20 protein-coding genes and 2 tRNA genes are annotated in these 20123 nt (G+C 67.6%); 10 read left to right on the top strand and 12 right to left on the bottom strand.

Features of this window, described 5'->3' with window-relative positions; all coding sequences use genetic code 11:
- Nucleotides 1–23: 23 nt before the first annotated feature.
- The 4 genes from ACYVGE_RS08120 to ACYVGE_RS08105 form a co-directional block, all read right to left on the bottom strand.
- Nucleotides 24–392 carry an ATP synthase subunit I gene (locus tag ACYVGE_RS08120; protein ID WP_460728801.1) on the bottom strand — a complete coding sequence of 123 codons (369 nt, stop codon included), beginning with the start codon at nt 390–392 and terminating at the stop codon, nt 24–26.
- Nucleotides 393–681: 289 nt separating this feature from the next.
- Entirely contained in the window at nt 682–2502 is a 1821-nt protein-coding gene (gene lpdA, locus ACYVGE_RS08115) for a dihydrolipoyl dehydrogenase (protein WP_460728799.1), read from the bottom strand.
- A gap of 56 nt (nt 2503–2558) precedes the next feature.
- Nucleotides 2559–3224 carry a hypothetical protein gene (locus ACYVGE_RS08110; protein WP_460728797.1) on the bottom strand — a complete coding sequence of 222 codons (666 nt, stop codon included), beginning with the start codon at nt 3222–3224 and terminating at the stop codon, nt 2559–2561.
- Nucleotides 3224–4801, bottom strand: coding sequence for a dihydrolipoyllysine-residue acetyltransferase (locus ACYVGE_RS08105; RefSeq protein ID WP_460729119.1), 1578 nt, complete (start codon nt 4799–4801; stop codon nt 3224–3226). The genes ACYVGE_RS08110 and ACYVGE_RS08105 overlap by 1 nt, the downstream gene beginning before the upstream one ends.
- A 116-nt stretch (nt 4802–4917) precedes the next feature.
- Between ACYVGE_RS08105 and ACYVGE_RS08100 the strand changes: the two genes are divergently transcribed.
- The gene (locus ACYVGE_RS08100; RefSeq protein ID WP_310055494.1) at nt 4918–5112 is read left to right on the top strand and encodes a hypothetical protein; all 195 of its coding nucleotides are present in this window, start codon (nt 4918–4920) and stop codon (nt 5110–5112) included.
- A gap of 88 nt (nt 5113–5200) precedes the next feature.
- Here ACYVGE_RS08100 and ACYVGE_RS08095 read toward each other — a convergent pair whose 3' ends face one another.
- The 3 genes from ACYVGE_RS08095 to ACYVGE_RS08085 form a co-directional block, all read right to left on the bottom strand.
- Nucleotides 5201–6043 (bottom strand): DMT family transporter, encoded by an 843-nt coding sequence (locus tag ACYVGE_RS08095; protein ID WP_460729117.1) that lies wholly within the window; start codon nt 6041–6043, stop codon nt 5201–5203.
- Nucleotides 6044–6081: 38 nt separating this feature from the next.
- A complete protein-coding gene (locus tag ACYVGE_RS08090; RefSeq protein ID WP_460728795.1) occupies nt 6082–7074 on the bottom strand; it encodes an MBL fold metallo-hydrolase in 993 nt (330 codons plus the stop codon).
- Between the two features lie 70 nt (nt 7075–7144).
- Nucleotides 7145–7669, bottom strand: a complete 525-nt coding sequence (locus tag ACYVGE_RS08085) for a DUF1453 domain-containing protein (protein WP_460728794.1) — start codon at nt 7667–7669, stop codon at nt 7145–7147.
- Nucleotides 7670–7758: 89 nt separating this feature from the next.
- Between ACYVGE_RS08085 and ACYVGE_RS08080 the strand changes: the two genes are divergently transcribed.
- The 3 genes from ACYVGE_RS08080 to ACYVGE_RS08070 are packed head-to-tail and all read left to right on the top strand — an operon-like array spanning nt 7759 to nt 9215.
- Complete coding sequence (locus ACYVGE_RS08080; protein ID WP_460728792.1) at nt 7759–8241, top strand: YajQ family cyclic di-GMP-binding protein; 483 nt, start codon at nt 7759–7761, stop codon at nt 8239–8241.
- 45 nt (nt 8242–8286) lie between these two features.
- On the top strand, nt 8287–8679 hold the full coding sequence (locus ACYVGE_RS08075; RefSeq protein WP_460728790.1) for a VOC family protein: 393 nt from the start codon (nt 8287–8289) through the stop codon (nt 8677–8679).
- Nucleotides 8676–9215: a DUF1415 domain-containing protein gene (locus ACYVGE_RS08070; protein WP_460728788.1), complete on the top strand. Its 540-nt coding sequence runs from the start codon at nt 8676–8678 to the stop codon at nt 9213–9215. Before ACYVGE_RS08075 ends, ACYVGE_RS08070 begins: the two co-directional genes overlap by 4 nt.
- Nucleotides 9216–9296: 81 nt before the next feature.
- Here ACYVGE_RS08070 and ACYVGE_RS08065 read toward each other — a convergent pair whose 3' ends face one another.
- The 4 genes from ACYVGE_RS08065 to ACYVGE_RS08050 form a co-directional block, all read right to left on the bottom strand.
- On the bottom strand, nt 9297–10112 hold the full coding sequence (locus ACYVGE_RS08065; protein WP_460728786.1) for a transporter: 816 nt from the start codon (nt 10110–10112) through the stop codon (nt 9297–9299).
- Nucleotides 10113–10213: 101 nt separating this feature from the next.
- Complete coding sequence (locus tag ACYVGE_RS08060; RefSeq protein ID WP_460728784.1) at nt 10214–11080, bottom strand: hypothetical protein; 867 nt, start codon at nt 11078–11080, stop codon at nt 10214–10216.
- Nucleotides 11081–11348: 268 nt separating this feature from the next.
- Entirely contained in the window at nt 11349–12053 is a 705-nt protein-coding gene (locus ACYVGE_RS08055; protein ID WP_460728782.1) for a pseudouridine synthase, read from the bottom strand.
- 73 nt (nt 12054–12126) lie between these two features.
- Complete coding sequence (locus ACYVGE_RS08050) at nt 12127–13173, bottom strand: class I SAM-dependent methyltransferase (protein WP_460728780.1); 1047 nt, start codon at nt 13171–13173, stop codon at nt 12127–12129.
- Nucleotides 13174–13323: 150 nt separating this feature from the next.
- Here ACYVGE_RS08050 and ACYVGE_RS08045 point away from each other — a divergent pair, with 150 nt between their 5' ends.
- The 6 genes from ACYVGE_RS08045 (at nt 13324) to ACYVGE_RS08020 (ending at nt 19013) form a co-directional block, all read left to right on the top strand.
- A complete protein-coding gene (locus ACYVGE_RS08045; protein ID WP_310055469.1) occupies nt 13324–13587 on the top strand; it encodes a hypothetical protein in 264 nt (87 codons plus the stop codon).
- A 265-nt stretch (nt 13588–13852) separates the two neighbouring features.
- Nucleotides 13853–15415: a sialidase family protein gene (locus ACYVGE_RS08040; protein ID WP_460728778.1), complete on the top strand. Its 1563-nt coding sequence runs from the start codon at nt 13853–13855 to the stop codon at nt 15413–15415.
- A 664-nt stretch (nt 15416–16079) separates the two neighbouring features.
- Nucleotides 16080–16153 (top strand) — tRNA-Gln (locus ACYVGE_RS08035).
- A 2-nt stretch (nt 16154–16155) separates the two neighbouring features.
- A tRNA-Leu gene (locus ACYVGE_RS08030) sits at nt 16156–16221 on the top strand.
- A gap of 383 nt (nt 16222–16604) precedes the next feature.
- Nucleotides 16605–17729: a slipin family protein gene (locus tag ACYVGE_RS08025; protein WP_460728775.1), complete on the top strand. Its 1125-nt coding sequence runs from the start codon at nt 16605–16607 to the stop codon at nt 17727–17729.
- A 57-nt stretch (nt 17730–17786) separates the two neighbouring features.
- Nucleotides 17787–19013 (top strand): RtcB family protein, encoded by a 1227-nt coding sequence (locus tag ACYVGE_RS08020; RefSeq protein WP_460728773.1) that lies wholly within the window; start codon nt 17787–17789, stop codon nt 19011–19013.
- A 314-nt stretch (nt 19014–19327) separates the two neighbouring features.
- Here the strand turns inward: ACYVGE_RS08020 and ACYVGE_RS08015 are convergent, their stop codons facing one another.
- The gene (locus ACYVGE_RS08015) at nt 19328–20116 is read right to left on the bottom strand and encodes an NRDE family protein (RefSeq protein ID WP_460728771.1); all 789 of its coding nucleotides are present in this window, start codon (nt 20114–20116) and stop codon (nt 19328–19330) included.
- Between the last annotated feature and the right edge of the window lie 7 nt (nt 20117–20123).

Below are 20123 nucleotides of genomic sequence, written 5' to 3'. Positions count from 1 at the left end.
TAGATTCACTCACGAAACGACACCTATCGTCTGATCGAATTGGCCAGGACCAAGGCCAGCGTGGCTGCAATGACGCCAGCCAACAGGGGAACACCGGGAAGACGGAACACCGCCAGTGCGACCACTACCGTGACCAGCACCAGCAACCACTTCAACGCCATCCCCACCAGCAACCGCGCAAATGCGGTCCCCGCGGGGCTGACCCCACCACCCAGCGCCACCATCGCGGCGATCCAGGCAGCCAGGGTGACTGCACCGCCACCGACCAATGCGGCCAGCGACCAGGGCAGCCCCTTGACGAGGAAGGCCAGCGCCACCAGCACGGTGACGACGGCCTGCCAGGCTATCGCGCGCTGTGCCAGCCGCCGTCCTGCGGCGACTGAATTCGACACGCGATGGCTCGGGAAGGTGGACGAAGTGGGCAGAAAACCGCCCTGCGAAGCCGCAAAAGTATAGCAGCGGGAACTTTTCCGCGGCAACCGCGAAAGGCCGGTTTCCCGCAGCCCCGTCGGGGGGCTGCCCCGCCACCCGACGGCCCGAATGCCGGGAAAACGCGGGCGGCTGTTCATGGAACCTTTGCCGGAGCCCCCGGTCGGACCCATAGGCCCGCCCCCTCCTCGTCGACAAGGCAGGCCTGCGAAGCCCTGGTTCCGAGGCCAGGGCTTCGCCTTGTCGGGGCGGCTACTTCTTCTTCGGGATGTAGAGGTCGGTGATGGTGCCGTCGTAGACCTCGGCCGCCATGCCGACCGATTCGCTCAGGGTCGGATGCGGGTGGATGGTGTGGCCGATGTCCTGGACCTCGCAGCCCATCTCGATGGCGAGACCGATCTCGCTGATCAGGTCACCGGCATGCACGCCGACGATGCCGCCGCCGATGATGCGATGCGTGGCCTCGTCGAAGACCAGCTTGGTGAAGCCTTCGGTGCGGCCGATGCCGATCGCGCGACCCGACGCGGCCCACGGGAACTTGCCGACCCCGACCTTCAAGCCCTTCGCCTTCGCTTCGGTCTCGGTGACGCCAACCCAGGCGATCTCCGGATCGGTGTAGGCGACCGACGGGATCGCACGCGCCACCCATTCCTTCTTCTCGCCCGCGGCAACTTCGGCCGCGAGCCTGCCTTCGTGCGTGGCCTTGTGCGCGAGCATCGGATTACCGACCAGGTCGCCGATGGCGAAGATATGCGGCACGTTGGTGCGCATCTGCCGATCGACCGGAATGAAGCCACGCTCGGTGACGTTCACCCCCGCCTTGCCGGCGTCGAGCTTGCCGCCGTTGGGCGCGCGGCCGACGGCGACGAGCACGCGGTCGAACACCTGTGCATCGATCGCCGCGGGCTTGCCGGCCTCGGCACTCTCGAACGAGACCTTGAGGCCATTCTTCTGCGCCTCGGTGCCATTGGCCTTGGTGCGCAGGTGCACCGCGACGCCCTGCTTCTTCAGGCGATCGGCGAGCGGCTTCACTAGGTCGAGGTCGGCGCCCGGCATCAGCTGGTCCATGAATTCGACCACGGTGACCTCGCTGCCGAGCGCGCGGTACACCGTCGCCATTTCCAGGCCGATGATGCCGCCACCGACGACGAGCAGCTTCTTCGGCACATCGAGGAGGTCGAGCGCATCGGTGGAATCCATCACGCGCTTGTCGTCCCACGGGAAGCCCGGCAGCTTCACCGCCTGCGAACCGGCGGCGATGATGCATTGCTCGAAGCGGACGAGCTTCTTGCCGTCCTTGCCGTCGACTTCCACTTCGTTGGGCGACACGAACTTGCCGACGCCCTCGACCACGCGCACCTTGCGCTGCTTGGCCATCCCGGTCAGACCCTTGGTGAGCTGGCCGACGACCTTGTCCTTGTACTCGCGCAGCTTGTCGAGGGTGATTTTGGGCTTGCCGAAATCGATGCCGTAATCGCTGGCGTGCGCGGCCTCATCGACGACCGCGGCGGCATGCAGCAGCGCCTTGGACGGGATGCAGCCAACATTGAGGCAGACGCCGCCAAGCGTGGCGTAGCGTTCGACCAGCACGGTATCGAGGCCGAGGTCGGCGGAGCGGAACGCGGCGGTGTAACCGCCAGGACCCGCGCCGAGGACGAGCATGCGGCATTCGACGTCGGCCTTGCGGCCGCTGCCTGCCGCCGGGGTCGGCGCGGGTGCGGCAGGCGGCGCGGCCTCGGCCGGCTTGGCCTGTGACGGCGCAGGTGCCGCGACGGGTGCGGGAGCCGGTGCCGCCTGGAAGGCGGCAGCCTTGGGGGCTTCCGCCGCCGCGCCCGCGGGTTCGAGGATGGCCACGACGCTGCCTTCCGACAGCTTGTCGCCGACCTTCACCTTCAGCTCGATGATCTTTCCCGCCGCCGATGCCGGCACTTCCATCGTCGCCTTGTCGGATTCCAGCGTGACCAGGCCCTGGTCCTTCGTCACCGTGTCGCCGACGGCGACCAGCAGTTCGATCACCGGCACGTCGTCGTAACCGCCGATATCCGGGACCTTCAGTTCAATCGTGCTTGCCATGGCCGCTTCCGTTCAATGCGTGGTGGGCCGACGGCATGCCGCCGGCGCGAAGGGTTTCACGGTGTCGCCGTCGCCGCTGTCGTCGCCGGCGCCGCCATCGCATCGAGCACGACGCGCATGCGGTCCAGGGATTCGCCGATCTGGCGCCAGCGCTTCTCGCGCTTTCCGTCGCCTTCGTCGCTGGCTTCGATGAGGAGATCGATCTGGTCGCGCAGCAGCGCTCCCAACTCGCAATCGGGCCTGAGGCCGCTGACGCGCAGGTCGCCGGCGACAAACAACCAGGTATCGCCCTCGCTGAAGGGCGCCGTGACGCCTTCCGGCACGGCCAATGACAGGGCCCGGCGCCAATCCGCGACCAGACGGGTCGCGATCGCGGCAGGAATCGGCGCCTCCGTGAATTCCGGCGCGCGTGTGGTGCGCAGGACCAGCCTGTCGCCTTCCCATGCATGCACGCGCTCATCGGCCACGGCGCGGCGCAACAGCCAGTCGCCACCGTTGGGGTCGGCCACCAGCAGCACGCCGCTTTCCACGCCGAGCTTGGGCAGCAGGGTGAAACTCAGCGTGGGCTGCGTTTCACCGGCGAACATTTTTTCGGTGGCGGTGCCGTAGTTCTCCGTCGCCGGCGGCCAGCCGCGCCCAAGGGCGAGCTTGCACTGTGCGTCGTCGGCGTGCGCCAGCGGCGCCAGCAGCAGTGCGGTGAGCAGCAGTACCGTCTTCCGCATCACAGCAACACCCGGCGCATGTCGGCGAGCAACTGCGCGAGATAGGCGGTGAAACGCGCTGCGGCCGCGCCATCGATGACGCGATGGTCGTAGCTCAGCGACAACGGCAGGAGCAGGCGCGGCGCGAACTGCTTGCCGTCCCAGACCGGACGGATCGCCGACTTCGACACGCCGAGGATCGCGACTTCGGGCGCGTTGACGATCGGGGTGAAACTGGTACCGCCGATGCCGCCCAGCGAGCTGATCGAGAAACAGCCGCCCTGCATGTCGGCGGGGCCGAGCTTGCCGTCGCGCGCTTTCTTCGCCAGTTCGGAGGTTTCCTGGGCGATCTGCAGCACACCCTTCTTGTCGCAGTCGCGCACGACCGGCACGACCAGCCCATTGGGCGTGTCGGCGGCGAAGCCGATGTGGAAGTACTTCTTCAGCGTGAGGTTCTCGCCGCTGGCATCGAGCGAGGCGTTGAAGTTCGGGTACTTCTGCAACGCGGCGACCGACGCCTTCATCAGGAAGGCGAGCATCGTGAGCTTGATGCCGGCCTTCTCATTCTCCTTGTTCAGGGCGACACGCAGCTCTTCCAGGTCGGTGATGTCGGCATCGTCGTGCTGGGTGACGTGCGGGATCATCGCCCAGTTGCGCGCGAGGTTGGCGCCGGAGATCTTCTGGATGCGCGACAACTCGCGCGTTTCCACTTCACCGAACTTGCTGAAGTCGATCTTCGGCCACGGCAGCAGGTTGAGCCCGCCACCGCCGGCGGCGGCCACCGGCGCGCCGGCGACGGCGCCGCCCTGCAGCACCGACTTCACGAACTTCGATACGTCGTCCTTGCTGATGCGGCCGCCGCGTTCGCTGCCCTGCACCCGGGCGAGGTCGACGCCGAGCTCGCGGGCGAACAGGCGCACCGCGGGGCTGGCGTAGGGCACCTTGCCGGGCAGCAGTTCGTCGGCGGTGAAGGCCACGGGCGGCGACGCGGGCGTGGACGGCCTGGGCGGAGCCGCTTCCGGGTCGATGCCCGGGCGCGCATCGAGCGGCGCGGTCGCGACCTGCCTGTCGATGGATTGCTGCGCGATCCTGTCGGCCTGCGCCGGTACGGCGACCGGCTCGACCCGGGTCGCGGTTTCCGCGGCCATGGTGGTGGCCTGCGGCGCGGCGGGTTCGGCGCGCGGCGCCTCGGCAGCGGCGGGAGCGGCCGCCGCGCCGGCATCGGCCGGCTCGATCAACGCGACCACGCCGCCTTCCGACAGCTTGTCGCCAACCTTGACCTTGAGCTCGCGCACCACGCCGGCGAACGGCGCGGGCACTTCCATGGTCGCCTTGTCAGACTCGAGCGTGACCAGGCCCTGATCGGGTTTGACCGTGTCGCCTACGGCGACCAGCAGTTCGATCACCGGCACGTCGTCATAGCCCCCGATGTCGGGGACGCGTGCTTCCTTCAACTCAGCCATGGGGGCTCCGCCAACGCGAAAGCGCTTATTGTGGCCGTTGGACGGGGATGCGCCAACCGGAAGCCTCGTCCGGACCCGGCATTGGTTACGTATTCCTGCAGCCAGGTCACGCTTGGCCGACCCGCCCGGGGCGATCCGTTCTCCCGATTGGCCCGCGAATGGCCGTCACGCGCCTGAATGCGGATTTCACAAAGTCTTTCCACGTGCGGGCTAGCCTGCCTGCGCTGCTTTCCAGACGGAGCCCCCTGCCGATGACCACCAAGCTCGACAAGCCGATCCGCCGCGAGATCGTGATCGAAGACAAGCCCTACACCCTGACCATCGACGGCGACGGACTCAAGCTCGTCGAAAAGGGCCGGCGCAATGGCCAGGAAGTGCGCTGGCGCGACCTGGTCAACGGCGACACCGCGCTCAGCGCCGCCTTGGGCGCCAGCACCGGCGGTTGATCCGCGCCGCCGAAGACGGGCCCGCCATCAGGTCGGCGGCCCAGCGCGCCGGCAACGCCCCGGGTGAGTACACAGGAACGTCGCGCGGTCAGGGATGTTCGGCCTCCGCGTGCACGCGCTCGCGACGCAACAGGTACAGGCCACTGGCGACGATGATCGCCGCGCCCAGCCACGTCACCGAATCCGGCAACACGCCCCACAGCATGGCATCGAGCAGCACGCCCCACACCAGCGCGGTGTATTCCAGCGGTGCGATCAGCGACGCCTCGCCCAGGCGGAACGCTTCGGTGATCGTGTATTGGCCCAGCGCACCGGCGACGCCTATGCCGGCGATCACCCACGCGTCGCCCATGCGTAGCGGCACCCATTCCGGCGCCGCCAGCAGGCCCGAGCCCAGCGCCATGAACAACAGCAGCCACACCATCAGCGCCTGCGTGCTGTCGGTGCGGGCGATGATGCGCACGGTGATCGCCGAGACCGAATAACCGAACGCGGCGATCAATACCGCCAGCCCCGCCAGGCTCATCACGCCCTCGCCGGTGGGGCGCAGCACGACCAGCACGCCGAGCAGGCCTACTCCTATCGCAGTCCAGCGCCGCGGACCCACGTGCTCGCCCAGGAACGGCACCGACAACGCCGTGATCATCAGCGGCGCGACGAAGAAGATCGAATACGCCGTCGACAACGGCAGCGTGCGCAGCGCGTAGACGAAGCCCGCCATCATCATGATGCCGAGTACGCCGCGCATCAGGTGCAGCGACCAGCGCACGCGGAACAGCCCCGCCGCTCCGCCGGTCCACAACGCCCACGCCAGCACCAGCGGCAGCGACGAGGCACCGCGGATCGCCGCGACCTGGAACGGCGGGTAATGCGCACTGAGTGTCTTCAGCCCGGCATCCATCAGGCAGAACAGCAGCACCGCCGCCAGCATGTAGGCAATCGCGTGCAGCTGGCGTCCCTTGTCTATGGTCACTTCATGTCCTTGCGGCAGTAGCGATTGCGGCGCTCCGGCGGCGCGCGCAGCACCTGGAGGTAGTAGTCGAGCAGAGAATCCGCCAGCGCGTTGTCCTGCGCCGGAATCAAGGTGCGCGCATCCCGCAGCCAACCGGCCTTGCACGCAGCGGCTGCAGCATCGGTCGCCGCGCACTCCAGCAGGTGGTCGAACGCCACGCGGTACACCGCGAACTGCGCATGATCCATCACCGCACCATGGCCGGGCACCAGGCGGGCGAAGTCGATCGCGTCCAGCCGCGCCAATGCCTGTCGCCAACCGTCACTGCATGCGGTGTCGAACAGCGGCACCGGCAACGTAACCAGGTCGCCGGCCACCAGCGTGCGCGTGGCCGGGTCGAGCAACCATACATCGCCGCCACTCACCGCGTTGCGCTCCAGGCCCAGATGCAGGCGACGCCCAGCCAGCGACACTTCCTGCGGCGCCGTCACTACGCGGGTCGGTCGCAGGCGGTCGCCACTGTCGATCCGCGCGACTTCCTCGCGCCAGCCGGCCAGCGCCTGGGGAGCAGCGGTGCCCGGCTGCGCGATCAGCGCCTGCAGCTGCGCGCGGTAGTCGGCGAGGAAGCCGTGCAACGCGTCATCCATGGCATCGCTGGCATACACCTCGGCCCGCGGATAGCGCGTGCGCAGGGCCGCGTTGCCGGCGACGTGATCGAGATGCCAGTGCGTGTTGATGATCGCCACCACTGGCGCGCCACTCGCGTCCGCGGCGGCGAGGATCCGGTCGGTGTGCTGCGCATGGCGGCCGCTGTCGACCACCACCAGTGCGTCCCGGCCACGCAGCAACACGGTGTTGCCGTCCGGCTGCGTGCCGGCCACGAAGGTACCGGGCAACAGCGAAATTCCCGCGGCGACAGGTTCACCCGGCAAGGGCGCGGGCGATGACGGCACGACGGCGCAGCCGGACAGCACCACCGTCATCAGCATCCATTTCACGACGCTACGCATGGCCGCTCCTGCATGAAGTCCACGCCCGGCAAACTGCCGCAGCGGCATCGCCAGACCAATAGGCCGCAGGTCACGCTGCCCGGCGCAGGCGCGATCGCAGGCCCCACGCGTAGGCAAGGTAGTGGCCCAGCACTACGCCGCCCACCGCCAGCACGCTGCCCTGCTGCGACAGCCAGGCCCCGTGCGCGTCGCTGACCCAGGCCTGCTCCATCCGGTACAGGCCATAGGCAATGCGCGCGGCGACGACCAGGGTCATGGCCAGCACCAGCCAGCGGTTCGGCGTGTAGTACAGGCCCTGCGGCGTGGCTTCGAAGCGCGTCAACAGCAGGCCAATGCACCCCAACAGCATCCCCAGCGCCACGCCCGCCACTGCGTGCGCCAGCGCGGCTTCCACCCAGTGCCCCGTCAACCACGCGCCCAGCAGGAACACGCATGCCGACACCAGCAGCGTCCAGGCGTTGAGCCCGGCCACCCAGGCGATCGCGCGGCGGCGTGCGCGTCCCATGCGATAGCGCTGCCAGAGTGCGAACGGCCACAACAGCAGCCACAGCAGCACCAGCGCGGCGACCAGCAGAGGCAGCAGCAACAGCGGCATGGGAACGGCAGTCTATCCAGTGCCAACGCGGCTTGCGTTACCCTTTTGCCCCCACGAACGCACAGCACCCGCAGAACAGGAGTTCCCTCATGCCTTCCTTCGACGTCGTCTCCGAAGTCAACCAGCACGAGCTGACCAATGCCGTCGACCAGGCCAACCGCGAGCTGTCCACCCGCTTCGACTTCAAGGGCGTCGACGCCAAGTTCTCGCTCGAAGACCAGGTGATCAACCAGTCCGCGCCGAGCGACTTCCAGCTCAAGCAGATGGAAGACATCCTGCGCGCCCGGCTGATCGCCCGCGGCATCGATGCGCGTTGCCTCGAATTCGGCGCCGTGGAAAGCAACCTCGCCGGCGCACGACAGAAGATCACGGTTAAGCAGGGGATCGAGCGCGACCTCGCCAAGAAGATCCAGGGCTCGATCAAGGACGCCAAGCTCAAGGTCGACAGCCAGATCAACGGCGACAAGCTGCGCATCATCGGCAAGAAGCGCGACGACCTGCAGACGGCGATCGCACTGCTCAAGGCGACCGAATACGAGCGCCCGCTGCAGTTCGACAACTTCCGCGACTGAGCGCCGCACACCCGTGCATTGTTTTCGCGCACGAGGAGGCATGCCATGGCGATACAACTTGATCACCTGCTGGTGCCCTCGCGCGACCGCCATGCCGCGGCGGAACTGCTGGCGGATGTGCTCGGAGTGCCGTGGTCGGAAACCGGCGTCGGCCCGTTCTGCCCCGTGTACGTCAACGACGGGCTGACCCTGGACTTCGATACGGCCGCCGGGCCGTTTCCGGTCCAGCACTATTGCTTCCGCGTTGCGCCGGACGAATTCGCGGCCATCCTCGGACGCATCCGGGCGGCCGGCATCGCCTACCGCAGCACGCCGCACGGCACCACGGACATGCAGGTCAACACAGAGCACGGCGGCAGCATCGTGTACTGGAACGAACCTGACGGCCACGTCTGGGAGCTGTTGACCGTCAGCTACGCGCGGCAGCCGCGGCCATGAGCGGCGACGATCCCATCGCCCTCACCCGCCGCTGGCTGGAGCGCGCGGTGATCGGCCTGAACCTGTGCCCGTTCGCGAAGGCGGTGTACGTGAAGGAGCAGGTTCGCTTCGTGCTGAGCGAGGCGCGCGACAGTGACGCCCTGTACCAGCAGCTGCATGCCGAGCTGCTGTGGCTGCGCGACGCCGACCCGCAACAGACCGACACCACGCTGATCGTGCATCCGTACGTGCTGACGGATTTCCTCGACTACAACGACTTCCTCGACCTCGCCGATGGCCTCGTCGCGGAACTCGGCCTGGAGGGCGATATCCAGATCGCGAGCTTCCACCCGGACTACCAGTTCGCCGGCACCGCGCGCGACGACGTCGGCAACTGCACCAACCGCTCGCCCTATCCCACCCTGCACCTGCTGCGCGAAGCCAGCGTCGAGCGCGCGGTGGCCGCGTTCCCCGATCCGGATGCGATCGTGACGCGCAACATCGCCACGCTGGAGCGACTCGGCAGCGAAGGCTGGCGCGCGTTGCTGAAGTCCTGAACGAGGCGATGCGGCCAACGAAAACGGCGGCCATCGGCCGCCGTTTTCATACAGATCGGGCTGCAACACACATCGCCGCAATCAGAAACCCGCGCTGAAACTCAGGCCCCCGCCCCAGTCCGGACTGCCTGCGGACAGGCCCATGAGCGCATACACCTGCATCTTGCTCGTGCTCGACGTCGCGAAGGTGTAGAAGCCGGTGACTTCGCTGCGGTCGTCGGCGTCCGCGGACGTCGGCTCGCGATAGTCGTACACCGCGCCGATGCTGTTGTCGCCGAGCTTGTGGCTCAGGCCGATGTTGCCGTTGAGCACCGAGTCCACTTCGATGAAGTCGGAGTCACCCAGGTAGGTGTAGCCCACGCCGCCGAACAACGTCGTGGCCGCACCCACGCTGCGGTAGACGTCGATCGCCGCGCCGAAGTCGTTGGCACCGGTGCCCAGGCCCTTGTCTTCGTCGGCGGTCGCGATCTTGACGTTGCCGGTGAGATCCACGCCCCACGCGCCCTGCAGCGGCAGTGCATAGATCGCGGCCAGGCGCAGGTCGCCGATGCCGGAGGTGATGCCGGTGGTCGGCGCAATCGGTTGGCCGCCACCCCCGCCGCCATTGCCATTGCCATTACCGCGACCGCGCCCCTTTGGATTGGTGTTCTCCACGCTGCCCAGGCCCGGCACGACGTTGGCATCGCCATCCACGCGCACCCACGGCAGGCTCGCCCGGAAGACCCAGTCGCCGGTGGTGTATTTGCCGCTGAACGGCACGGACAGGATCTTGGTCGTGGTGTCGCTGTCGTAATCGCCGGAACTGTAGTCAACGCCGACGGCATAGCTGAAACCGTCGTCGGCGTGGGCCATGCCTGCCGCCAGGAGCAGGGCCACCAATACTGCAGAACGCTTCATCAAACCTTCCTTCTTCCTGTTTGCCTCAGGCCGAAACCTTCGACCCGGATACAACGCGGGCGCCACGAAGGCGCCCGTGTGTCTATTTGTCGTGCCGTCGCTCAGGGGCGACCGACGCGCTCGGGCTTGCTCGGGCGTTCCGGGCGGTCCGGACGATCGATCTTCGCCGGGCGCTCGACCTTGGCCAGGCGCTCGACCCTGTCTGGCTTGCCGGTGACGCGATCGGCCTTGGCGACGCGATCAGCCTTGGCGACGTGCTCGGCCTTGGCGCCCTTGCCATGGTCTTCGTGCGCGACCTTCGCCGCGTCCCGGCCCTTGGTGGAGGCATCGGCGGCCACCGCGACGGTGCCGTCTTCAGCCGAGTCGGCGAAGGCGCGGCCGCTCTTGACCTCGCCCAGGCTCTTGAAACCCAGTTCCTTGGCGATCTGGCCCCAGCCCATGCCATCCGCGCGCATCTGCAGGACGCCGCCGCTGTGGCTCGTGGTCGTGGTGGTGGTGCCATCGGGGTTGGTCACCGTGGTGGTGGTCGCGGCGCCGAGCAGGGCTTCGTCGAAGCTCGCCGCCTTGCCGCCATCGACCAGCGCCTGGGCCAGGCCGAGCGAATGGTCGACCTCGCCCCAACCCATCGGGCCGTTGGCGTTGGCCACGACGCTTTCCACCGTCACGGTCTCCATCTTCGGCGAACCGTCGGGATTGGTGGCGAGGGTGCCATCGGGGTTCTTGACCTGCTGCGTGGTGGTGGTGACCACGGTGAAGTCGCCACCGGTGCGCAGCGCGGTGATCGCGTCGCCCGCGGCCACTTCGTCGCCGGCGAAGAGCGTGCCCGCGTATGCGTCGACCAGTCGATCCTTCGGAACGGCCGCGTCGGTTTCGACGGTGTCCGGCGGAGCATCCTGGGCGAAGGCCGGCGTCGCGGCGAACAGGGCCGCGGCCAGCGCGGCGAAGAGCACGGTGTTCTTTGCAGTCATTGCAGCGATCCTCGTCATTGAGTCGAAGCCACCATGTCGTCAGTCGAAGCCGCTGGCGGCGCGCGACAGATGCTAGGCGCACACGACACACCGGCAACGACCGTTCAGGCCCGTATTCAGGCCGGATTTCGGAAACACCGTGCTGCGCGTGATGGCCGCCGCAATTCCACTCGCAGGCCGCGAAAAATCGCGCATGCGAAGGGTGACCGGGTTCACGGCCACTTTTGTTCATCCGCGTGATGCACGCGTGAAATATGCGACAGCGCAGCTACGCGTTGTCGAACAGGCGCTCCCGATCCGCCTCGCCCAGCGCACGCCACTGCCCCGCCGGCAGGTCATCGAGCGCCAGCCCACCGATGCGGCTGCGATGCAGCGACAGGACATGGTTGCCCACCGCGGCGAACATGCGTCGCACCTGGTGATAGCGGCCTTCGATGAGGGTGAGGTGGGCAAGCCGCGGTTCGACCGCTTCGAGCCGCGCGGGCGCGAGCGGCGTGTTCTCCGCCTCAAGCAACAACGTGCCGCTGGCGAACAGCGCGGCTTCGTCGCCGCGCAGGTCGTTCGCCAGGGCGGCTTCGTACACCTTGGGCAGGTGCGCTTTCGGCGAGACGATGCGATGCAGCAGCGCACCGTCGTCGGTCAGCAGGAGCAGGCCACTGGTATCGCGATCGAGCCGGCCCACCGTCGACAGCAGCGGCGAGCGCAGGCGGAAGCGTGGCGGCAGCAGGTCGTAGACGATGCGGCCGGGATCCTTGGTCGAGCAGGTATAGCCCACGGGTTTGTGCAGCATCAGCAGCATGCCCGCGGGCGGATCGAGCGGCTCGCCGTCGATGCGGATGGCGTCGTGCGCGACCTGGTCGTCGGCATACAACACTTCGCCGGCCGCATCCGTGATCATGCCGGCGCGGAACATCGCGGCGACATCCTTGCGGCTGCCGTAGCCGAGGTTGGCGATTAGTTTTATTAGTTTCATCGAAAGAGTTCAAAAACGCGTGGTTTGACAATTCCAGCCGCCGACGCGGCTTTGGCGATATCGCAACGTCACGTCAGTCGCGGGTCGCCTCGAACACCTTGAATCCGCGGTCCTGCGCGACCGTGCGCACGCTGGCGAACTTTTGCGCCAGGAGTTCCGCTTCATATGGCAGGTGCCGGTTGGCGACCATCCACAGGCGGCCCCCGGGGTTCAGCGCCTGCGCCGCGACCGCGATGAAACGGCGGCCGATGTCGGGACGGTCGGCGCGGCCCTGGGCATGGAAGGGCGGGTTGCTGATGATCGTGTCGTAGCGCCGGCCCAGGCCGGTGGTGACGTCATGCCAATGGAACTCCAGCGCCACCTTTCCCGCCTGGGTGGCCAGGTTGGCGCGCGCCAGATCGAGCGCCCGGTATTCCGCTTCGTACAGGTCCAGTGAGGCGATGCGCGGGCAGCGCGCCAGCAACTCGCTGGCGAGGTAGCCATATCCCGCCCCCAGGTCCGCGGCGGCGCCCTGCAGGTCGCCTGGCAGGTGTGCGGCCAGCAGGGCCGACGCCGGGTCGATCCGGTCCCAGGCGAACACGCCGGGGCGGCTCAGGAAGCGCCCACCCGCGATCTCGCGCGGCGCATCCAGGCCCAGCCATGCCTCGAACAGCGCCGCATCCGCGGTGCCGTCCAGCGGCGCGGTCCAGAACACACGGCATTTGTTCTTCGACAACTGGCCCAGCGGCCCGGCGAGCCTGGCCAGGTCCGCCTCACCGGACTTGGCGCCCTCGTCGTTGCGCACGCACGCCAGCACGCGCCCGCCCGGTGCCGTGCGCGCGATCGCGCGGGCATACAGCGCTCGCGCCTCCTCGCGCTGGCGCGGTGGCAGGACGAGCACCAGCGGGTGGCGCGAGTCCGCATCCGCTTCCACCAGCGCCAGGCCCGAGCGCTGCAGCGCGTCGGCGTCCGGCTTGAAGCTCTGTTCGCACACCAGGCCGGGCAACGCCCGCTGGTGCAGCGGCCAGCCATCACGGGCACGCAGGAACAGCGCGCCGCCCTCGCGCGGCCACGACAGGGAGCCGTCGGCCAGCGGAAGCAGCAGGGTTTCGAGCGCGGAATCGGGACCGTCGGCGTACACGCTCGGCTTTCACCTGATAAACCAGCGCGGATTCTACAGGGCGCGTTCTATAGGGCGTGTTCTACCAGCGTGGCCCCCGCCGCTCCCGTTAACGCGGCACCAACATTCCCGAGGGCATGATCGAATCCGCTGTTCAATCGGGAGATCACGATGCGTGCATTATTCGTCGGTGGTTCGGTGGACAACGCCGAACTCGACCTCGATACAGATCGCCCACCCCTGCATTACCCCGAAAACACCGGCGCCGGCCAGTCGCGCTATCGCCTCCACCACGTCGGCGTGCGCGACCAGGGCGACATCGCCTACGTGGTGTACGCAGCACCCGACCTCCCCGACGAAATGGTCAGTACCGTCAGCGACGAACGCAACTACCCGCGCCGTTTCCATGCCACCCCGGCCCTGATGGCGCGCTGATTCCTACCCGCGGCACGCGCGAAACCGGCGGCGTCTGACCTTTGTTGTCGGCAAGCGCGGCCGTGGATGCGGCAGATGAGGACGTAGCTAGACTGGATCGGATCCTGGAAGGGGAGCGGCAATGCGCGTGCAGGCGGCGATGCTTTCCACGGTACGGCTGGGCACGGGAGCCCTCGTCCTTGCGCTGGCCGCCTGCGGTGGCGGTGGCGGATCCGGTGGTGGCATGTCCACTCCGCCGCCTCCACCCCCACCCCCGCCTCCGCCGATGACCGACGCGCAGTTCCTCGTGTCCGCGCCGTCGCCCTTCACGCTCAACTGCGACGGCATGGCCGCCGCCGGAACGCTGTACCAGAACGCCGAGGTCGAGCCGCATGTCGCCGTCGACCCAAGCAACCCGGCGAACCTGATCGGGGTCTGGCAACAGGACCGCTGGTCGAACGGGTCCTCGCGCGGCCTGATGAGCGCGAGCTCGGCCGATGGCGGCCAGACCTGGACGCGCACGCCGTTGCCGGTATCGCGCTGCGGCGGCGGCACATTCGCCAATGGCGGCGACTACGCGCGCGCCACCGATCCGTGGATCACCTTCGCGCCCGACGGCAGCGCCTACGCGATGGGCCTGGTGACCACGGGCGGCTCGTTCGAACCCGGTTCCGTCAATGCCATGCTGGTAGTGCGTTCGACCGACCGCGGCCGCAGCTGGAGCGCACCGACGACTCTCATCCAGGATGGTGAAGGCTTCTTCAACGACAAGAACACGATCACCGCCGACCCGTTCAACGCGGCCTTCGTCTACGCCACCTGGGACCGGCTGGTCGCCGGCGATGCGGGCGGACCGACTTATTTCACGCGCACCACCAACGGTGGCGCCAGCTGGGAGGCGGCACGCGCGATCTACGACCCGGGCGCGGCGAGCCAGACCCTGGGCAATGTCATCGTGGTCGCGCCCAACGGCACGCTCGTCAACCTGTTCACCCAGATCGACCGCGTCTCCGCCACCGTTACGGCGGCGCACCTAGATGTGATCCGCTCATCGGATCGTGGCGCGACGTGGTCGCCGCCCGTGCGCATCGCTGACCTGCTGGCGGTGGGAACGCGCGACCCGCAAAGCAACATCCCGGTGCGCGACGGCTCCGACCTCGCGCAGATCGCCGTGGCGCCCAGTGGCCATCTCTTCGTCGTGTGGCAGGACGCGCGCTTCAACAACGGCACCTTCGACTCGATCGCGATCTCGCGCTCCACCGACAACGGCGTGACCTGGTCGGCGCCGTCGCGGGTGAGCGCCGCGAACGTGGCGGCGTTCACGCCCTCCGTGCACGTGCGCGCCAACGGCGATGTCGGGGTGACCTATTACGACCTGCGCAACAACACCGCCGCGGCCAGCCTGCCGACCGATTACTGGCTGGCGCGATCCGGCGATGGCGGACTGACCTGGACCGAAACGCACGTGGCCACGGCCTTCGACCTGACCACGGCGCCGCAGGCGGGCGGTGCGTATTTCCTCGGCGACTACCAGGCCCTGGTGAGCCGCAGCAACGTATTCGTCCCGTTCTTCGTCAAGACCAGCAACGGCGACCTGACCAACCGCACCGACGTCTATGCCGCGCCGGCCATTACCGTCACCGCGCAGAACGTGTCGCCGGTGTTGCAGTCCGTCTTCTCCCGACGCATGCGCGCGCCCGAAATCCAGTCGCGCTCCGTACCTCCCGGCTTCCGCATCGACGCCGACCTGCGCCGCGACGTGAGCGCGCGCGTCGAACGCAACATGCGCTGGCGCGTGCCGGCATGGGGCGAGGCCACGATGCGGGCAGCACCGACATCGCCGCCTTGACCACGCCTCGCGTTGCAGCTTGCGAACGACAACGGAAGAAATCCGCCGCCGCTTGCGATGACGCAAGACGACCGTTCGTCGGATTGACCCTTGCAAGAAAAAAAGCACGCGCGTAAGGTGCGCGACCTTCGCCACTGCGCGACATTTTCACAATACGAACTTCCATGACGACCTTCTTCCACATCGCCAACCCGACTGCACTGCGGCCTTACGGCCACGGGCTGGCCGCGTGCGGCTTGCCGCGTGACGAACGCGCGCAGAAGGGCTTCATCCACCAAGACTGATCCTCGCCAGCGGAGATCGGTCACCCCGATCTCCCGAGGCAACGCGAACGCCCTCGGGTTCCCACCCGGGGGCGTTTTGTTTTTTGCCGTTCGCAAAGGGATTTTCGAAAGTTTTATCGCGATTGCATCGCGCTCCCCGAAGCATCCGGACAGTGCTGGTCCGAGGCAGGGAAAGCCGCGAAAGCGCTTCATGCGCTGTGCCTGGATGCTTCGGCACGGGCGGCAGGCGGATGCACTCGCGCACGGATTGGCCTCTTCGACGAGAGGTCAATGCGGAACATCGATCGAACGGTTCGCAGCGGTGCGGGTTTGGATCCCGTCCGGTGCGCGCGGCCCTGCCGTGGCGTATGCCGAGGATCGGGAGAAGGTGTTTCGCGAGCGGACGATAGCTCAGAGGCAAGAGTAGCGGCACTTGATGCCGACGGTCGCCGGTTCGAATCCGGTTCGTCCACCACTGGATAGCTCAGTCGGGTAGAGCATCGGTCTTAAACACCGAGAGTCGCGGGTTCGAGTCCCGCTCCAAAACGACCTGTTAAGTCGTTATCCGGGCGAAAGCCCAACCAGGAAACGCCCCGTGCGGCGTTTCGCCAAGCGCCGCACCGCGTGTGCGGCGTGCAACGGAACACCGCAGCGGTGAAGTCGCCGGGCCTGCGCCCTCGAGGCAAGCCGGCGATCGCTGGAAACGTGGAACGGCAGCCGCATCGCCGTCCCTGCGAAGAACGCGATCGTCGCCTTGCGGACAGCGCGCAATGCTCCGCGGCTTCGGCGTCAGGGGCGCTTCCACCTATTTCTTCGGAAACGGAGAAAAGCCGCCGGCTGTTCGGCGGTGCCACTCGCTGCGGCTCGTTTTTGACCACCGGTTTCGGTGGGACCGTCGCGGCGCGAGCCAACAAGGAGAATTTCCAATGTTCTGGACCAAGAGGGTCGTGATCGGTGATGGCGAGCGCGGCCTGGTGTATCGCAACCGTCAATTCGCAGGCGTGCTGGCGCCGGGCGTGTACCGCTGGTTCGATCCGCTCGCGCGCATCGAAGTGAATGTGCACAACATCGCCAGGCCCGAGTACGGCGGCAATGATGCCGATGTGCTGATCGCCACGCTGGGCGGCAAGCTGGACGAGACGTTCGTGCTCGCCAACCTCGGCATGGACGAAGTCGGTCTCGTGCTGAAGAACGGCAAGCTCGAGGATGTGCTCGCACCGGGTACGCGCAAGCTGTACTGGAAGGGCCTCGTGCCGGTCCAGGTGCAGGCGGTGTCGCTCGCGAACGGCCTCGAGGTCGAGGCCGGCGTGGTCAAGCGCCTGCGCCAGCTCAATGTGCTCGAGCGCATCACCGTGTCGTTGATCGTGCCGGAGGAGAACGCCGGCCTGCTGTTCATCGACGGCAAGCTGGTGCGCACGCTCGCCCCGGGCGCCTACGCCTTCTGGAACTTCCAGAAGAACGTGGGTGTCGAGCTGGTCGAGTTGCGCGTGCAGTCCATGGAAGTCTCGGGCCAGGAGCTGTTGACCCGCGACAAGGTGAGCCTGCGCGTGAACCTGGCCGCGAGCATCCGCGTCGCCGATCCGGTGGCCGCGCGCACCAAGGTCGCCAAGTACGGCGACTACGTGTACCGCGAGCTGCAGTACGGCCTGCGTAAGGCGATCGCCGCCAAGACGCTGGACGAACTGCTCGGCGACAAGGCCTCGCTCGACGCCGACATCTTCGGCTACGCGCGCGGCAGCGTGGTGCAGCTGGGCATCGAGGTGCTCGGCGTCGGCGTCAAGGACGTGATCCTGCCGGGCGAGATGAAGGACATCCTCAACAGCGTCGTGCAGGCGGAGAAGGCGGCCCAGGCCAACGTCATCCGTCGCCGCGAGGAGGCGAACGCCACGCGTTCGCTGCTCAACACCGCGAAGCTCATCGAGGAGAGCCCGGTACTCATGCGTTTGAAGGAGCTGGAGGCTCTGGAGAAGGTCACCGAGAAGATCGACAAGCTGACGGTGTTTGGCGGCCTGGACGGCGTCATGAAGCAACTGGTCAGCCTGAAGCAGTAATCTCCACGCGACGGGACGGATCCCGTCGCGTGGAATCTTTCAACGAAGGGATTCCCCATGAACACGCAACACAACCACTACGAGTTCCTCCACGCCGAGGGCGCCACCACGCCGATCAAGGGCTGGGTGCATGGCGTCCCGCTGGAAGACAAGGCGCGGCAGCAGCTGCGCAACATTGCCACCCTGCCGTTCGTCGGTCCGTGGGTCGCGGTGATGCCCGACGTCCACCTCGGCATCGGCGCCACCGTCGGTTCCGTCGTGCCGACCAAGGGCGCGATCATCCCGGCCGCGGTCGGCGTCGACATCGGCTGCGGCATGGCCGCGGTGCGGACCACGTTGCACGCCAACGACCTGCCCGACGACCTGGCGCTGCTGCGCAACTCGATCGAACGCAGCATCCCGGTCGGCAACGGCCCGGGCGGCGACCATCGCCGCATTCCCGACAGCGTCGAGACGAAACTGGCGCAGTCGGACCTGATGGCACGGCTCGCGGTGATCCGCGACAAGCACCCGAAGATCCGTCCGGACAAGGTCGACAAGCAGATCGGCACGCTCGGCGGCGGCAACCACTTCATCGAGATCTGCCTCGACGAGGCGGATCGCGTTTGGGTGATGCTGCACTCGGGTTCGCGCGGCACCGGCAACATGGTCGGCACGTACTTCATCGAGCTGGCGCGTCGCCAGCTGGAGAAACGCGTGCTCGGCTTCCATCTGCCGGACCGGGACCTCGCGTTCTTCCTCGAAGGCGAGGCGCTGTTCGGCGAGTACGTCGAGGCGGTGTCGTGGGCGCAGGACTACGCGCGGGCCAACCGCGAGGCGATGATGGCGCGGGTGCTGCATGAGATGCGCCATCGCCTGCCGAAGTTCCAGTTGGACAAGGAAGCGGTGAACTGCCACCACAACTACGTCCAGCGCGAGGATCACTTCGGCGAGTCGCTGCTGGTCACGCGAAAGGGTGCGGTCAGCGCACGCGAGGGCGAGCTCGGCATCATTCCGGGCAGCATGGGCGCGCGCAGCTACATCGTGCGCGGCAAGGGCAACGTCGACAGCTTCCATAGCTGCAGCCACGGTGCCGGCCGCGTGATGAGCCGTACCGCCGCGCGCGCACAGATCACCCTGAAGCAGCACCGCGAGGCCACCGCGCATGTCGAATGCCGCAAGGACGCGGGGGTGATCGACGAATCACCGGCCGCCTACAAGGACATCGACGCGGTGATGGCGGCGCAAAGCGACCTGGTAGAAGTCGTGCACACGCTGCGCCAGGTGGTGTGCATCAAGGGGTGAGGAGGCGCGCTCATGCGCCACTGGCGCATGCGCCGACGAACGCCCGACGGCTGTGCCGGCGGGCCGGGACAGGAGCGGCGCTTCCCTGCCTCTCCCCGCTTGCGGGGAGAGTGCGCCCCAACGGGGCGGTGAGGGGGAGCGAGCACAGCGAGCTGCTTTGCTCTTCTGGTTCTCGCCAAAACAACGGCAGCTCGCTGCGCTCGCTCCCCCTCTTCTGCCCTTCGGGCATCTTCTCCCCGCACGCGGGGAGAAGAATTTACGTTCCCCCTCTTCTGCCCCTCGGGCATCTTCTCTCCGCAAGCGGGGAGAAGAATTCAACCGATGCGGGGAAGCGTGGCGAAGCTGTCGCCCTGCGGCACGCCATCGGGCCCGAAGCGGCGCTCGGCGAAGACGATCGCATCCGTCCCGACCAGGACGATGGTGCTGCAACGCGTGCCGTAGCGTTCACCGCGCACGAACGGCGGCGACAACCAGCGCTCCATGTCCAGGCCCACGCCGGTGTCCGGCAACGCCGCGTCGGGCGCCGGCAGCGTATCGGCCAATGCCACAAACAGCGGCTCCAGCGCCGCCGCATCCACTTCATGCGAAGACACCGGTGAATCCAGCCAGGCCCGCAACGCCCGCGTGGCATGGCCGCTCTTGGGCCAGGGCGCATCGAACGCGCCGTTGGACATCGCATGCACGCCCGGCGACACGGCACCCGACCCGGCTTCGGGATGGTTTGTGGCGAATATCAGCGCGTCGCCATCCCAGCACAGCAGGTTGTAGCGGCCGTGTTCCATGGCGATCGGCGCCAGCCGCGCGGCGTAGGACGCCGCATCGTCGTCGCCGCGGGCGAAATCGCGCACCAGCGCGCCGCGCGATCGTGGCGCGGTTTCCGGATTGCGCCCCACGCGCACATTCGTCACCGCCGCCAGGCGTCCGCGCGTGGACACCTGCAACCAGCTGCCACCCGCCTCCAGGTCGCGTCCGCCGTAGACATCCGGCTGTTCCGGATCGGGCGCCGCGGCCGATGCAGGGCGCGCATGCAATTCATCGCGGTTGGCGATGAGGGCGAGCGCATAGCGCGGATGCTGCTGCCAGGCGGCGGCGATCAGGCACATGTGCGCA

It is taken from the genome of Lysobacter rhizosphaerae, assembly GCF_054779795.1.
This window is presented reverse-complemented; position numbering and strand designations above follow the sequence as displayed.